General features: G+C 60.9%; 14 protein-coding genes. 8 read left to right on the forward strand and 6 right to left on the reverse strand.

The window, feature by feature from the left end:
- Window positions 1–151: 151 nt before the first annotated feature.
- The 6 genes from C8J36_RS00490 (at window position 152) to C8J36_RS00515 (ending at window position 7,188) form a co-directional block, all read left to right on the forward strand.
- Window positions 152–1,675: an ABC transporter substrate-binding protein gene (locus tag C8J36_RS00490; protein ID WP_132531423.1), complete on the forward strand. Its 1,524-nt coding sequence runs from the start codon at window positions 152–154 to the stop codon at window positions 1,673–1,675.
- Between the two features lie 310 nt (window positions 1,676–1,985).
- On the forward strand, window positions 1,986–2,933 hold the full coding sequence (locus C8J36_RS00495) for an ABC transporter permease (protein WP_132531426.1): 948 nt from the start codon (window positions 1,986–1,988) through the stop codon (window positions 2,931–2,933).
- Window positions 2,930–3,808: an ABC transporter permease gene (locus C8J36_RS00500; RefSeq protein ID WP_132531429.1), complete on the forward strand. Its 879-nt coding sequence runs from the start codon at window positions 2,930–2,932 to the stop codon at window positions 3,806–3,808. Before C8J36_RS00495 ends, C8J36_RS00500 begins: the two co-directional genes overlap by 4 nt.
- Entirely contained in the window at window positions 3,808–4,788 is a 981-nt protein-coding gene (locus C8J36_RS00505; RefSeq protein ID WP_132531432.1) for an ABC transporter ATP-binding protein, read from the forward strand. The genes C8J36_RS00500 and C8J36_RS00505 overlap by 1 nt, the downstream gene beginning before the upstream one ends.
- The gene (locus C8J36_RS00510; protein WP_132531435.1) at window positions 4,785–5,789 is read left to right on the forward strand and encodes an oligopeptide/dipeptide ABC transporter ATP-binding protein; all 1,005 of its coding nucleotides are present in this window, start codon (window positions 4,785–4,787) and stop codon (window positions 5,787–5,789) included. The genes C8J36_RS00505 and C8J36_RS00510 overlap by 4 nt, the downstream gene beginning before the upstream one ends.
- A 10-nt stretch (window positions 5,790–5,799) precedes the next feature.
- Entirely contained in the window at window positions 5,800–7,188 is a 1,389-nt protein-coding gene (locus tag C8J36_RS00515) for an amidase (protein ID WP_132531438.1), read from the forward strand.
- 5 nt (window positions 7,189–7,193) lie between these two features.
- Here C8J36_RS00515 and C8J36_RS00520 read toward each other — a convergent pair whose 3' ends face one another.
- A complete protein-coding gene (locus tag C8J36_RS00520) occupies window positions 7,194–8,012 on the reverse strand; it encodes an inositol monophosphatase family protein (protein ID WP_132531441.1) in 819 nt (272 codons plus the stop codon).
- A 203-nt stretch (window positions 8,013–8,215) separates the two neighbouring features.
- Between C8J36_RS00520 and C8J36_RS00525 the strand changes: the two genes are divergently transcribed.
- On the forward strand, window positions 8,216–8,410 hold the full coding sequence (locus tag C8J36_RS00525; protein WP_132532926.1) for a type II toxin-antitoxin system RelE/ParE family toxin: 195 nt from the start codon (window positions 8,216–8,218) through the stop codon (window positions 8,408–8,410).
- An 80-nt stretch (window positions 8,411–8,490) separates the two neighbouring features.
- Window positions 8,491–8,661 carry an addiction module antidote protein gene (locus C8J36_RS00530; RefSeq protein ID WP_245506412.1) on the forward strand — a complete coding sequence of 57 codons (171 nt, stop codon included), beginning with the start codon at window positions 8,491–8,493 and terminating at the stop codon, window positions 8,659–8,661.
- Between the two features lie 421 nt (window positions 8,662–9,082).
- Here C8J36_RS00530 and C8J36_RS00535 read toward each other — a convergent pair whose 3' ends face one another.
- From C8J36_RS00535 to C8J36_RS00555, 5 genes are all read right to left on the reverse strand, one after another.
- Window positions 9,083–9,274, reverse strand: a complete 192-nt coding sequence (locus tag C8J36_RS00535) for a hypothetical protein (RefSeq protein WP_132531447.1) — start codon at window positions 9,272–9,274, stop codon at window positions 9,083–9,085.
- Window positions 9,275–9,591: 317 nt separating this feature from the next.
- On the reverse strand, window positions 9,592–10,248 hold the full coding sequence (locus C8J36_RS00540; RefSeq protein WP_132531450.1) for a hypothetical protein: 657 nt from the start codon (window positions 10,246–10,248) through the stop codon (window positions 9,592–9,594).
- A 34-nt stretch (window positions 10,249–10,282) separates the two neighbouring features.
- Window positions 10,283–11,203 (reverse strand): GIY-YIG nuclease family protein, encoded by a 921-nt coding sequence (locus C8J36_RS00545; protein ID WP_132531453.1) that lies wholly within the window; start codon window positions 11,201–11,203, stop codon window positions 10,283–10,285.
- Between the two features lie 1,007 nt (window positions 11,204–12,210).
- Entirely contained in the window at window positions 12,211–13,017 is an 807-nt protein-coding gene (locus C8J36_RS00550) for a hypothetical protein (protein WP_132531456.1), read from the reverse strand.
- 688 nt (window positions 13,018–13,705) lie between these two features.
- Window positions 13,706–14,284 (reverse strand): recombinase family protein, encoded by a 579-nt coding sequence (locus tag C8J36_RS00555; RefSeq protein ID WP_132531459.1) that lies wholly within the window; start codon window positions 14,282–14,284, stop codon window positions 13,706–13,708.
- Between the last annotated feature and the right edge of the window lie 114 nt (window positions 14,285–14,398).

Genomic DNA, 14,398 nt, shown 5'->3' on the forward strand with positions numbered 1-14,398 from the left:
GCGCAAAGTCGGAATGGCGCGAAGACGGAATGGCGCGTACATAAGCGCGGCGTGAATTGTGCAGTGCCGCATGATTTCCGTTGTGTCGTGCCGATCCGGATGCCACACTTCTGTCATGCTGGTTTCAGCAAGCATGAAACGAGGGACGAGCATGATGCCTTTCGACGTGAGCCCCGCCCGGAGGATCCGCGCGATCCTTGCAAGTGCTGCCCTTTCCACGGCGCTGCTTTTCTCATTTCACGGCGCTTTTGCCGCCAAGACATCGCTTGTTCTCGGCATGACGATCGAGCCGCAGGGGCTCGATCCGACCGCGGCTGCACCCGTCGCCATCGGCCAGGTGACCTGGCAGAACGTGTTCGAGGGGCTGGTCGCCATCGACCGTGAGGGCAAGATCGTGCCGCAGCTCGCCAAAAGCTGGGAGATCTCGCCCGACGGGCTGACCTATACGTTCAAGCTGCAGGACGGCGTGACCTTCCATGATGGCGAGGCCTTCGACAGTTCGGTCGCCAAATTCTCGCTCGACCGCGCCCGTGGGCCGGATTCGACCAACGGGCAGAAGCGGTTCTTTGCCGCCATCGACACGATCGAAACGCCTGATAAGGCGACGCTGGTGCTGAAGCTGAAGAAACCTCAGGGAAGCCTGCTCTACTGGCTCGGCTGGCCGGCCTCGGTCATGGTCGGCACGAAAAGTGCGGCCGACGACAAGACCAAGCCCATTGGCACCGGCCCCTTCACCTTCGTCAGCTGGACCAAGGGCGACCGCGTGGAGCTGGCCGCCAATCCGAACTACTGGAACAAGGCCGTCAAGGTTCGTCTGGAGACGGTAACCTTCCGCTTCATCGCCGATGCGCAGGCGCAGGCCGCGGCGGTGACCACCGGCGGCGTCGATGCCTTTCCCGAATTTGCCGCGCCCGAGCTGATGGACAGCTTCAAGGACAATGCCGACCTCGTGACGGTGATCGGCAACACCGAGCTCAAGGTCGTCGCCGGCATGAACAATGCCCGCAAGCCTTTCGACGACAAGCGCGTGCGCCAGGCGCTGATGATGGCGATCGACCGGCAGACCGTGATCGATGGCGCCTGGTCCGGCCTCGGCACCGCGATCGGCAGCCACTACACCCCGAACGATCGGGCCTATGTCGATCTCACGGCGAAGCTCCCCTATGATGTCGAGAAGGCCAAGGCGCTTCTCGCGGAAGCGGGCTATCCCGATGGTTTCGCCTTCACGATCAAGACGCCGCAGATGGCCTACGCGCCGCGCAGCGCCGAGGTGATGCAGGCGATGCTGGCGGAAATCGGCGTGACCATGACCATCGAGCCGACCGAGTTTCCGGCAAAATGGGTGCAGGACGTGCTGAAGGGCGCCGATTACGACATGACCATCGTCGCCCATGCCGAGCCGATGGACATCGATATCTACGCCCGCGATCCCTACTACTTCAACTACAAGAACCCGGCCTTTTCCGAGATCATCAACAAGATCGAGGCGACGGCCGACCCGGCGGCACAGGACGCGCTCTATCAGGATGCGCAGACGATTCTTGCCGAGGACGTGCCGGCCCTGTTCCTTTTCGTCATGCCCAAGCTCGGCGTGTGGAACGCCAAGCTCAAGGGTCTCTGGGAAAACGAGCCGATCCCGTCGAATGTGCTGAGCGAGGTTTACTGGGAGGAATGAAAGCGAGCAGTCCCTGTGTGATGGCCGCTGTGGAGGTGAGGGGGGCAGGTGCCATGCGGACCCACGGCACACTCCGACCTCCGCGGCAGCCCCTCACCCTAACCCTCTCCCCGCCTGCGGGGAGAGGGGACGCGTCGTGCGCTGCGATCCTGGATTTGACGGGCGCTCGCCCCGGGTCCCGTATCACGATTTCTACGGGGAGCCCGATGGGACGAAACGGGCGGCAGCCGGATGAGGGGCCGGCCACGGGCCCTGCGGTTGCGGCGGCGCTGAGGCTGTCATGTGACCGCCTCCGGTGTCGGAACCTCGCATGACCGGCCTGCTTCTCCGCCGCATTGCCAGCCTCGTCCTGACGCTCCTTGCCGTCTCCGCGCTGATCTTCCTCGTCATGGACGTGCTGCCGGGCGACCCCGCGGCGATCATGCTGGGGACGTCGGCGACGCCGGAAACGCTGGAGGCGCTGCGGCGGGAGCTCGGCCTCGATCAGCCGCTGGTGCTGCGCTATCTCTCCTGGCTCGCCGGCGTGGCGACCGGCGATCTGGGCATGTCCTATACCTACGGCGTGCCCGTGGCCGGGCTGATCGCCGAGCGGCTGGTGGTGACGCTGCCGCTGGCCGTCTTCGCCATCTTGCTGTCCGTTACCATCGCCCTTCCGCTCGGGGTTCTCTCGGCCGCCCGGCGCAATGGCGTGGTCGATACCGCGGTCGGCCTGGTGTCGCAGATGTTCATTGCCGTACCCGGTTTCTGGGTGGGGCTGCTGCTGGTGCTGGTCTTCTCCGTCTCGTTCGGCTGGGTTCCCTCCGGCGGCTTTCCCGGCTGGCAGGCGGGGGTCCTGCCGGCGCTGGGCGCGCTGGTTCTGCCGGCCATCGCGCTGGCGCTGCCGCAGGCGGGCGTGCTGACCCGGGTCACGCGTTCGGCGGTGATCGAGGTGATGAACGAGGATTTCGTGCGCACGGCGCGCGCCAAGGGACTGTCCCGGCGCAAAGCGCTGTGGCGGCATGCGGTGCCCAATGCACTGGTGCCGGTCGTCACCATTCTCGGGCTGCAGTTCACCTTCCTGATCGCCGGCGCGGTGCTGGTCGAAAACGTCTTCAACCTGCCGGGCCTCGGACGTCTTGCCTTGCAGGCCCTGTCGCAGCGCGACATCATCGTGATGCAGGATGTCGTCCTGTTCTTCGCCGCGCTGGTCATCGTCATGAATTTTCTGGTCGATCTCTCCTATCTCGCGCTCGACCCGCGCCTGCGGGGTCGCACATGAGCGCGGTCGCACCGTCCGCGCCGCCGCGCCGGGGCAGGACTTTCGCCGCGGCCCTGCGGCGGGGTCTGGCGCATGGCAAGCTCTGGACCGGCGGTCTCGTGATCGGCTTCATCGGTGCGATCGCGCTTTTGTCGCTCGTCTGGACGCCGCTGCCGCCGGCCAAGCTGCAGATCGTGCAGAAGCTGAAACCGCCTTTGGCGCAGGGGCTGCTCGGAACCGATCACCTCGGCCGCGACGTCGCCTCGATGCTGATGGTCGGCGCCTGGAACTCGCTGTCGATCGCGGTGCTGGCGGTCGTCATGGGTGCGCTCGCCGGCACGCTTCTCGGCGTCGCGGTCGCGGCCCGGCGCGGCTGGTTCGAGGCGATCATGATGCGCGCGAACGACGTGATCTTCGCGGTTCCGCCCATTCTCTCGGCCATGATGCTCGGGGCGTTGCTCGGCACCGGCCGCCCCACCGCCATCATCGCCATCGCCGTGTTCATGGTGCCGGTCTTTGCCCGGGTGACGGCCAGCGCCGCGCTGCAGGTCTGGTCGCGGGATTATGTTCAGGCCGCGCGCGGGGCGGGCAAGGGCGGCATCCGCATCACGATCGATCATGTCCTGCCCAATATCGCCAACCAGATCATCGTGCAGGCGACGATCCAGCTCGGTCTTGCCATCCTGACCGAAGCAGGCCTCAGTTTTCTCGGTCTCGGCATGGCGCCGCCGGCGCCGACCTGGGGGCGGATGCTGGCCGACGCGCAGACCTATCTCGGCCGCGCGCCGTGGCTCGCCATCCTGCCGGGTCTCGCCATCGCAATGACGGTGCTGGGCTTCAACATGCTCGGCGACGGCCTGCGCGACCTTCTCGATCCGCGTGAGAGGGGCCGCTGATGACGCAACCGCTGCTCCGGATCGAAAATCTCGCCATCGCCATCGATCGCCCCGACGGCGCACGGCCGCCGATCGTCACCGATATCTCCCTGACGCTGGAGGCCGGGGAAACGCTCGGCATCGTCGGGGAGAGCGGGTCGGGAAAATCGCTCCTGGCGCTTGCCGTGATGGGTCTTCTTCCCCCGGTCGCGCGCCCGACGGGGCGCATCCTGCTGGAGGGGCGCGATCTCCTGGCCATGGACGACGAGACGCTCTGTTCCGTGCGGGGCCGCCGCATCGGCCTGATCTTTCAGGAGCCGCTGACGGCGCTCAATCCGGCGATGACGGTCGGCGACCAGATCGCCGAGGGGATGGTCATCCAGGAGGGACTTTCCTGGCGCGCGGCGCGCCGGGAGGCAATCACGCTGCTCGACCGCGTGCGCATGCCGGAGGCCGCGCGTCTGTCGCGCTCCTATCCGCATGCGCTGTCCGGCGGTCAGCGGCAGCGGGTCGGCATCGCCATCGCGCTCGCCATGAAGCCCGCCCTCATGATCGCGGACGAGCCGACGACGGCGCTCGACGTTACGGTGCAGGCCGAGGTCCTCGACATCCTCGACGATCTGACGCGCGATGCCGGCATGGCGCTCATCCTCGTCAGCCACGATCTCGGCGTCATCGCCCGCATGTGCGCGCGCACCCTCGTTCTCTATGCCGGCCGGCGTCTGGAAGAGGGGCTGACGCGCGATGTGCTGACGATGCCGCTCAACCCCTACACGCGCGGCCTGCTGCGGGCCGTCCCCCGGCGCCAGCCCCAGGCTGGTCGGCTGCAGACGATCCCCGGCACCGTGCCGTCTTTTGCCGCCCTTCCGCCCGGCTGCGTCTTTTCCGACCGCTGTCCCGAGCGCGTCGACGCCTGTCATGCCGCAGAGCCCCGCTGGACATATCCGGTGCCCGGCCGCGGCGTCCGCTGCATCCGCGCGCCCGGGGAGGCGATACCATGATCGAGCCACCGCTTGTCGATATCCGCCATCTGTCGCGGGATTATGCCAGCGGCGGGCTCTTCGCCGGCAGGCATGTGACCCGTGCGCTCAACGATGTGAGCATGACGGTTCATCGCGGAACGATCCATGGGATCGTCGGCGAGTCCGGTTGTGGAAAGTCGACGCTGGCGCGCCTCGTCATGGCGCTCGACCGGCCGACATCCGGCAGCGTCCTGTTCGAGGGCGAGGACCTGTTCGGCGTCTCGGCGCGCGAACTGAAGCGCAAGCGGCGCGATTTCCAGATGGTGTTCCAGGATCCGTTCGGCTCGCTCGATCCGCGCCAGACGGTCGGTCGCATCGTGGCCGAGCCGCTGCACGTGCTGGACGGCAAGCCGGGACGGGCCGAGCGGCGGGACAAGGTGGCGGCGATGCTCGAGGCGGTCGGCCTGTCGCCGGATCATGCGGCACGCTACCCGCATGCGTTTTCCGGCGGGCAGCGCCAGCGCATCGCCATCGCGCGGGCGCTGATCACCGAGCCGAAGCTGGTCGTGGCCGACGAGGCGGTGTCCGCGCTCGACCTGTCGGTGCAGGCGCAGGTGCTCAACCTGCTGATGGACCTGCGCGACCGGCGCGGCGTGACCGTGCTGTTCATCACGCACAATCTTGCGGTCGTGGATGCCGTGGCCGACCGGGTGGGCGTGATGTATCGCGGGCGCCTGGTGGAAAGCGGGCCGGCGCAGGCCGTCTTCGCGCGCCCGCTGCACCCCTATACGCGGCTGCTCGCCGATGCCGAGCCGGACGTGACTCGTTTCGGCCGGCCGGACCGCCCGCCGCTCTCCGTTTCGGCATCGATCGATGTCGGTGTCGGCTGCAGTTTCCGCAATCGCTGTCCGCTGGCCGTCGCACGCTGCGCGACGGAGCGGCCGGAGCTGCGCAGCCTCGGTGACGGGCCGGACATGCGCGACCGGCAGACCGCCTGTCACCGGGCGGAGGTGCTGCTGGACGCCGAGACTTCGGAATGATGGAGACCATATGACCGACCTTCTCGACGCCACCATTCCGCTATTGCGCGCGCGCTTCGCGAACCGTTCCCTGTCGCCGTCCGAATATTGGCAGGCGGTCGAGGCCCGCATCGCGGCGTTCGAACCTTCGATCGCAGCGCTTTATGCCTATGATCCGGAGGCCGCGCGCGCCCAGGCCGCAGCCTCCACCGCGCGCTGGCAGAGGGGCGAACCGCTCGGGCTGCTCGACGGCATCCCGGTGACGCTGAAGGAATTGATCGCCACCAAGGGGACCCCCGTGCCGCTCGGCACCGCGGCCACCATCCTGACGCCGGCTGCGGCGGACGCGCCGGTCGCCGCGCGGCTGCGGGAGGATGGCGCGGTTATCTTCGCCAAGACCACCTGTCCGGATTACGGCATGCTCTCCTCCGGCCTGTCGAGTTTCCACCCCTTGAGCCGCAATCCCTGGAACACGGCGATGAACCCCGGCGGATCGAGCGCGGGTGCGGCTGCGGCCGGTGCCGCCGGCTACGGGCCGCTGCACATCGGCACCGATATCGGCGGCTCGGTTCGCCTTCCCGCCGGCTGGACGGGGCTCTTCGGTTTCAAGCCCAGCAATGGCCGCATCCCGATCGACCCCTATTATGTCGGTCGCTGCGCCGGGCCGATGACGCGCACCGTCGAGGACGCGGCCTTTGCGATGGCCACGCTCTCGCGGCCCGACGGGCGGGATGCCACGAGCCTGCCGCCCGTCGCCATCGACTGGATGGATCTCGACATCGACATCAAGGGCCTGCGGATCGGACTGATGCTGGATGCCGGCTGCGGTCTTGAGGCCGAGCCGGAGGTGAAGGCGGCGATCCTGGCCGGTGCCCGGCACTTCGAGGCGGCCGGCGCCGAGATCGTCGAGGTTGGACCCGTCCTGACGCGGGCGATGCTGGATGGTCTCGACCATTTCTGGCGGGCGAAATTCTGGGGTGACATCCGCGATCTCCCGCCCGAGCGCCGGGCGGCGATCCTTCCCTATATCTACGCCTGGGCCGAAAAGGGCGCCGATGTCACCGGTGTGCAGGCCGTCGCGGGGTTCGGGCAGACGATGGAGATGCGCAAGGCCGCGGCCATCCTGTTCTCGACCGTGGATGCCGTGATCTCGCCCACCAATCCGATCGTCTCCTATCCTGCCGACTGGGCCTCGCCGACCAACGATCCGGAGCGGCCCTTCGAACACATCGCCTTCACCGTGCCGTGGAACATGTCGGAGCAGCCGGCGGCTTCGATCAATGCGGGCTTCTCTGCCTCCGGCCTGCCGATCGGCCTGCAGATCGTGGGCCCACGCTTTGCGGACCTTGCGGTGCTCAAGCTTTCCAAACTGTTCGAGACGATGACCGGCGGCATCGGAAACTGGCCGCGCCCGAACTGAGCGGGCTATTCGGCGGCGACGATCGCAGGGTGGTCGAGCGGAACCGCGATGTGCGGCCAGAGCGGCTCGGTATCGGCGATCAGGGCCGTCGTGCCGGCGGCGATCCAGGGGATGTCGGGGCCATTGCCGGTCTTCGGCCGCGTCCCGATGCGCACCTCCAGCCCGGCCTCGCGCGCGATGACGGCGCCGCCGGCGATGTCCCACATCGTCGTGTACATCTGCAGATGCCCGTCATAGGTGCCGCGCGCGGCAAAGAGCAGGCCGATGGAGGTGGAGCGGATCGACTGGACGACCCAGCCGGCATGGCGCAGGCCGACCGTGAGGGCGGCGACCTCGTCGGCCTCGTTCGGCGAGGCGTCGCCGAGCGACATCACCCGCACATCTTCGAACGGCACGGTGCGGATGAAGGGCCGGCCGTTGCGCATCAGCCCGGTGCCGTCGGCCGCGGCATAGATCTCACGGAACACCGGCATGGCGACGACGCCGAGATCGGGCCGGCCATGGGTGACGTGGCCGAGCGAGATGCCCCAGAGCGGCGAGCCGCGCAGGAAGTTCGCGGTGCCGTCGATCGGGTCGATGATCCAGTAGGCATCGCCGCCCACGCCGCCCATCTCCTCGCCGACCACGGCCTCGCCCGGAAACGCCTCCGCCAGCCGTTCGCGCACGAGGCGCTCGACGCTGGTGTCGGCTTCGGTGACGAAATCCTGAAAACCCTTGCTGCCCGTGGCGATCGTCGCGCGCGTCTCGAAGAAGCCGAGCGCCATCTCCATCGCCGCCTCGATCACGGCCACGGCCTTTTCAAGCCGTGTTTGCGTCGTCGTCATGCCGGATATCCCTCGATGTTTCAGGTGATGCAACCCGTCGCCATCCATCGTCTCTATCGCGGGTTTTGTGCACTGCGCAAGAGGGCTCGCACGTTTGTTTCGACTCTTCTAATATCCCGACGCACACGCCTTGAAATGGCGCCGAAACGCAGGATGCTGCCTTGGTTGACAAGACTGAATCCGTTAACGGCCGTTAACAGACGATCGACGTCCGCCAAACCCCTGTCTTTGCCAAATGGGCGAGCGAGCTTCGCGATGACAACGCCGCAGCAAGGATCGTCATGCGCATTCGCCGGCTTGAAACCGGCAATTTCGGTGACGTGAAGCCGGTCGGTGAGGGTATCAGCGCGTTGCGGATAAGCTACGGTCCCGGTGATCGCGTCTCCTTCGCCCAGTAAGGGCGTCAGCTTGTCATCCTCCTATTGGGCTGGCTCCTCTCCAAGCCGCGCTGGAAGAAGGCGCTGCGAAATCTGTCGCGGTGGCGCTGGGCGACATCGCCCGTGCGAAGGGCATGTCGGTGGTCGCCAAGGATAGCGGTCTGACCCGGGAAGCGCTGTACAAGGCGCTCAGCGAGAAGGGCGACCCGAAGCTTTGGACGCTCTTCAGTGTCGTCAAGGCTCTGGGCCTGAAGGTTTCCATGACCGCATAGGCGAGAGGGATCGCTCGGCTGTCCGAACGCGTTCGTGCGGAAGATGCGCTTGAGCGGCCAAAGCCTGGCGGCGGGGGAAAACGAGCAATTCGAGCGGCTCAGCCGTTGCATGATGGCGGCGTGCGAAAGGGTGTTGACAAAAACATCCAGACCTCAATAGGTTGGCGACATTCCGAGGGGGGCACCGAACGGTGCTGAGATGGGCGTTGAGCCCGGACCCTTGAACCTGATCCGGGTTGCCGTCAAGCTGGATTTCGTTGATTTTGTTGGATAATTTCGACAGCAAAATGAGCAGTAAAATGAGCAGTAGGCGTTACTTGCTGTCTCCATAAACATTATTCAAAAACACCGAGCAAGCTGCCTGACCCACAAAAAAGACCGCCCATTTCGGAGCGGTCTGTATGGTCATCAATCGTCTCGCTCATTCCACCGAGAAAGTGCCGAACTCCGGTATGGTGCTGGCGCTGAGAACCGAATCGTCTTCCGGGTCCGGGTCTTCCTCATAAGCAATCGCTTTCGCAGCGGCGACCTTGGCAAGCGCCTTGAAGATGGTCCGCGTATCCCATCCGGCTTGAACCGCGTCTTCGATTAGCTCTTGCACATGAAGGTCCAAGACTTCTTCACATTCCAGTTCATAGCGGGATGGTCCTTAGCAAACGTCGGGCTGAAAATCTCTTCCATGACGAGTCTCCCTTTCGGGTGGACAACCATCACAGGGGTCGGTCGTTCCAGATGTCAGCTAATCGACCGGGAGAGTGCCAACTACTGTGCGACAACGCCACGTACAGCGCCCGCCTGTTCGTCCGACAGGCTCTTGCGGGGATCGTGCGGGGAGGTTTCGTAATGCCATCTGGTGACGCTCTGTGAGACTCAGTGTGCAGTCGTATAGGAAGCGAGCTCCGCGGATGTGTCAGGCACAAAGCGGTCGGATCATGTCAGCCTTGCAAAAAGTTTATCCAATGGCTCTTTGCACGCAGCCCGTGTCATTATCCGAAATCGAGATAGGTGAGGGACGGCTATCAGCTGTTGCTCACCGTTTCTACCATAGATACCGGTAAGATCGCCCCATCCAACGCGTATCCTTGTGTGGGTCGAGATACTTAAGACCTTGGCTATCCGCTCGCCCGTATCGATCCCAATCGCAAAGATGATCGACGGTCGGACCGCTTGAAGAACTTCATCCCAAAGCTTGGTTCCGAACTGCAGCGCGCCACGCCTGTCTACCAGCGCCTCGTCGTTCTGTGAGCGCCACAGAAGGAGGTTTCCCGCCAGCACCTCACGCGGCTCTACCGAAAGCCGTTTGCAAACCGCTTTAACTTGAAGCTGGAGAGGTGCCTGACCTCGTCCGTAGAAGGTGCCGTTACTCTTCTTCCAGTCCTCATCGGCATATGCGGACTTACCGACAGGCATATCAAACTGCCCGTGTCCTTCGACCTGCTCGATCCCGCCCGGATTCCAGCCGATGATAGCAACCGATGCTGTTTTGAGCACAGATCGGTTGCTGTAGAGGAAGCGCCAGCCTTGGTTATTTCCCGAGGCCTGATAGGCAGCTTCGATTTCGTCATGCAGTTTTGTGATGTCGATCATCTTGTACCCCTTAGGTCGTGTTTGAGCATGCCCTTCACGAGGGGTCGATGACTTTCTCCAACGACGCGTCCTGCCAGTCCTTCAGGGACTGCCCGGAATTTGCGAGCTTCCAAGAAGTCCGTCCGTTTGTGTTACGATTTTTGATGACCGCCGCCGCCGCGCTCGGACTGGCGAAAGCTACATCTTCGGCGAACTCCACAAATCTTGGGTCATCGGTAACTACCAAACGCCCTTCTTTAAGCAGTTGTTCTCGGAGTGCTCCGTAGATGTTTGTGCTGAAGGTTGCGGTACTGCCACGTGATCCCTTAAGCACGGTAATTTCCCCATCGACCTCAACAGCTTTCGCCGCGAATCCATACTTCTCGCTGTTCATGACGAGATCCAAACGATTTGAGGTAGATGCATAGGCTTCTGTCAAAGCGGAAACTAACTGTGCTGTGACGCGCGGTCGAAGAAAGTCAAAGCCGACCACAGGTAGAATGACCTGCACCTGCTCGATGAAAAACTCCATGTCGGCAATATCGCTTTCGGGTAGGTTTTTAAGCGCAGGTTCGTTTCCATTTGCTACAATGGCACGGTCAGCAAACCTAATGAGCTGGACAAAACGACTTTCCAAATATCGGACATGGGCCTTTGTAAGGTTGAAATCTTTCGATGTGACCAGACAAGCTCGGGTCCAAAAGTCCTTCGATACGTCTTTCGAATGAGACTTCAAACGGTCAATCACGCTGTCGCCTTCACCCACATACACCCGATCTTTCGTTGGCTGATCAGGGTCATCCCCTACCAGAAAATATAAGCCTGTTCGGGTAGCCTCCGGACGCTGCAGAGCATTCGGAAGTTTTGATCGGGGTGTCACCAACACATGCCCGGTCCAATTCATGATTTCTGCAGTGAGGATACCCGTAGGCGTGCCCTCGACCAAATAGAGGCGAACGCTGCGTCCTTGAGTCATTCTGATGTTTTATCCGAGTTGCGCATGTAGGCGGACCCTATGTCGTTCTGCACTACATTGTCGAGACCGGATGCCGTCTATCAAAACTCGGGCGAAACCGAGGAAAAGTATCGCCTCGATAGCAAGGATGAGGTCCTGACGCTGATCGATGCCGTCGCTGCTGATGCTCGTGAGGATTACGATTTCATCGAGACGCTTGAGTCTTCGAGCGAACTATGCCTCCTATGACTGATGGAAACCAAAAGATAATAGAAAGATACGACAATCGAAGAGAACGCTAAACCTGTATTGGAACTTTGACGAATAACTGTTGATTCGCTAAGAGAATACAACGGGTTGAATATTGTACAATTGTCGCTGCCAGCTAACGGATAGTAGACGTAGGAAACGACAAACGTTCCCAAAATACAAAAGGCGCCGGTTCCCAGAATGAACCAGTTACTTACACGCTTCACCTTGAAGACTGTCTTCGAGACGACTGAAAGGCGGACCAGTAGAGCGGCAGACATATAATACGCGCACAAAAACGAGGTCCAAAAAAAATCGGCAATATATGAGTTGACGAACGTGTTCGCTACCTTTGCATCGCCTGCGGCTATGTACTGATAATCGCATAACCAGCGAGGATATATGTACGACAGGAGAGAGGTATCGAGCATGACGCCATTCCGTCCAATACGCAATAAATGCATCGCTGGAGGGATGATGATCAGTAGAGCGGCTGCATACCACATCGCGTTGACTGTTAAAGTGAACGCGACGGCTTTGCGAAAGCTGGACATGTGGGATACCGGGAATCTAATTTCTCAGATTTATGCCTCATGGCTTAAAGAACGTCCACACGTTCAATTCAAACTTCAGAGCGGTCCCAATCGATGCCCCAGTCGATGACTGGTCTGGGTGCATCAAGCAAAGCTGAGACCTCATAAGTGGCGGTCTCATCGTCGCCGCGCCGACCCGCCAGCGTGCTTACTCGGAAGTAGGCACGTGGCGGATCTGCTGTCATTTCAAATGGTGGGGTGCCGAGGCGTTTTTCCGCTTCCATTGCGCCCGATGCCGCGACGGATACGATGAGGGATGTTTTCCAAGACCCGAAGCCGTTCGATTCCATTTTCCGCTTTCTGCACTACGGCTTTCACATGCCCCGCAGCGTCATCCACCATGCTTAGGTGCTTCCAGAATGGGTAGCTGGCTGACGATGCTGGATAGAAATTGTACGGCTGACCGTTGGTCTGATTGCTCTTCAGCTTAACGGCGAACTTGAGGGAGTAATCGATGAAGCGTGCAAGATCTGCGACCGAGGGTAGGCGCCGAAACTCGATTTGAGCAATGCCGGGCGTCGGGTTGTTGATCTTGTACGATCCGTCTTCCTGTAGGAATTGCTTGTTCGCCTGCGTGAAATTGTAGACCGTTGCCTCATGAAACATGACTGCTCCATGACCGTGGGGGCTTTCGGTCTGTACGTCAAAGCTATTGTACCGCGTGCCTTCGATATCAAACGACAGGAAGCAGAGTGGTGCGTATTTCAGATTTCGGGCATCTAATTTGTCACGGTCCATTAGTTTTGGTCCAAGGTGCCTTATGAGATAGTGGTTAAATTCCCTTTGGAGCTTTTCCTGTCCAAACCTTATGTCGGTCAGCGCAGAGTTCTTTAGGATTACGGTGACAGAATATGTGCTATCGCTTACATAGTCAGTCGTCATCTTGTTATTGTTGATTCGATATTTCAGGTTTAGTTCATATTCTGCTTTTTTGCAGAATATCTGCACTACCCATTTTGTAAGTTCTTTTTGATGTTGCTTTGTTGATTTCATTATCGTTATTGCCATTTAGGCATAATATTCCAACTGCACGATCTCAGTGAGATGTACAGCACGGGAAATGGTTGAATGGAGAAGCTTTCAATCGATCACTGATCGGCTTGTGAGCGCGGATGATCCCATTCCCTTTTGCACCATCTGTCGGGTTGCCCCTACAGCTTGTGTTCGCGTCTGTCGCGAGAAGACGACGCGGAGTCTCACGCTACTGAAGAGCAGGGATGCCAACAGCGAAGCGTTCAGGGCTATTTAGGATGTGGTATTAAGCAGTTGAAAATACTGACCTAATACCAGAATTATATAACATTTCGCGGAAGGCTTCAAGTGAAATTTTAAAGATTTTAAATTCTTTTAAATGAGAGTTGTGCTTGTTCTGCAGTGTCTGGTCCGCTGCGCCTTGTCAGGACGCTCCGCATCCATTCAGTACGCCGACCGTTTGCGAAATTCAGTGACCACCAACCGACGAGCCCAACGCGGTCATGGAGCCCGATGTCTTCGAGCCTTGGATATTCTTACGGTCTTTGATGATCCACGCACACAGTAAGCCCGCACCCCAAATAGGCGATGAGACTACGACAAGACCGACAACCTGTCTGATGATGACTGCAAACATTGGATGTCCTCCACTCCGCTATGAATATGTGTGAGGTCGATGTGAGCGGCAAGGCATTCACCGCCATTCTGATCAGATCGCTTCGCACGCCCGCATGATGGTCGCATGGCTGCATCCCATCGCCTTGGCGACAGATCGATACGAGTGCCCTTGCTCGACCATCTGGCGAGCATCCTTCTTCTGTTGATCGGTAAGGGCAACGGGACGACCAAGCACCTTGCCCTTAGCCCGTGCATTGGCAACACCAGCCTTCGTGCGTTCGGCTATCAACTCCCGTTCGAACTGAGCGACAGCTGCAAGAACCTGCATTACCATTCCACCGATAGCCGAACCGAGATCAAACCCGGCAAGCGCAAGGCAATGCACCTCGACACCCATCGCTGTCAGCTTCTTCAATGTCGTCTGCACATCAATGCTGTCGCGACCAAGCCTGTCGAGCTTTGTCACAACGAGGCGGTCACCTTCGTCAAGCTTGCCCATCAGTGTCGCGAAGCCGGGTCGGTCCATTGCCGGTGTCGAGCCTGAAACCACATCGCGAATGATATGGCGCTCTTTGACATCGAAGCCCTTGCCCGTGATTTCGGCAAGCTGGTTGTCGTTGTCCTGTCCTTCAGTCGAGACCCGAAGGTATGCCCATGTACGGCTCATCATGCACATCCATCTGTAACAATATCGTGTCACAAAATAGTATTGGTTCAAAAGGTTGTCAATCACACTTATGAACCATCTGTTCGATCCGGTTCAGAAAGGTGCAAAATCGAACGA

Source organism: Rhizobium sp. PP-F2F-G48, from assembly GCF_004342335.1.
Lineage (GTDB): Bacteria > Pseudomonadota > Alphaproteobacteria > Rhizobiales > Rhizobiaceae > Ferranicluibacter.

Excerpts from the sequence above, each read along its gene's own strand:
- C8J36_RS00490 (WP_132531423.1), top strand. The coding sequence starts at position 152 with ATGATGCCTTTCGACGTGAGCCCCGCCCGGAGGATCCGCGCGATCCTT.
- C8J36_RS00495 (WP_132531426.1), top strand. The coding sequence starts at position 1,986 with ATGACCGGCCTGCTTCTCCGCCGCATTGCCAGCCTCGTCCTGACGCTC.
- C8J36_RS00500 (WP_132531429.1), top strand. The coding sequence starts at position 2,930 with ATGAGCGCGGTCGCACCGTCCGCGCCGCCGCGCCGGGGCAGGACTTTC.
- C8J36_RS00505 (WP_132531432.1), top strand. The coding sequence starts at position 3,808 with ATGACGCAACCGCTGCTCCGGATCGAAAATCTCGCCATCGCCATCGAT.
- C8J36_RS00510 (WP_132531435.1), top strand. The coding sequence starts at position 4,785 with ATGATCGAGCCACCGCTTGTCGATATCCGCCATCTGTCGCGGGATTAT.
- C8J36_RS00515 (WP_132531438.1), top strand. The coding sequence starts at position 5,800 with ATGACCGACCTTCTCGACGCCACCATTCCGCTATTGCGCGCGCGCTTC.
- C8J36_RS00520 (WP_132531441.1), bottom strand. The coding sequence starts at position 8,012 with ATGACGACGACGCAAACACGGCTTGAAAAGGCCGTGGCCGTGATCGAG.
- C8J36_RS00540 (WP_132531450.1), bottom strand. The coding sequence starts at position 10,248 with ATGATCGACATCACAAAACTGCATGACGAAATCGAAGCTGCCTATCAG.
- C8J36_RS00545 (WP_132531453.1), bottom strand. The coding sequence starts at position 11,203 with ATGACTCAAGGACGCAGCGTTCGCCTCTATTTGGTCGAGGGCACGCCT.
- C8J36_RS00550 (WP_132531456.1), bottom strand. The coding sequence starts at position 13,017 with ATGAAATCAACAAAGCAACATCAAAAAGAACTTACAAAATGGGTAGTG.
- C8J36_RS00555 (WP_132531459.1), bottom strand. The coding sequence starts at position 14,284 with ATGATGAGCCGTACATGGGCATACCTTCGGGTCTCGACTGAAGGACAG.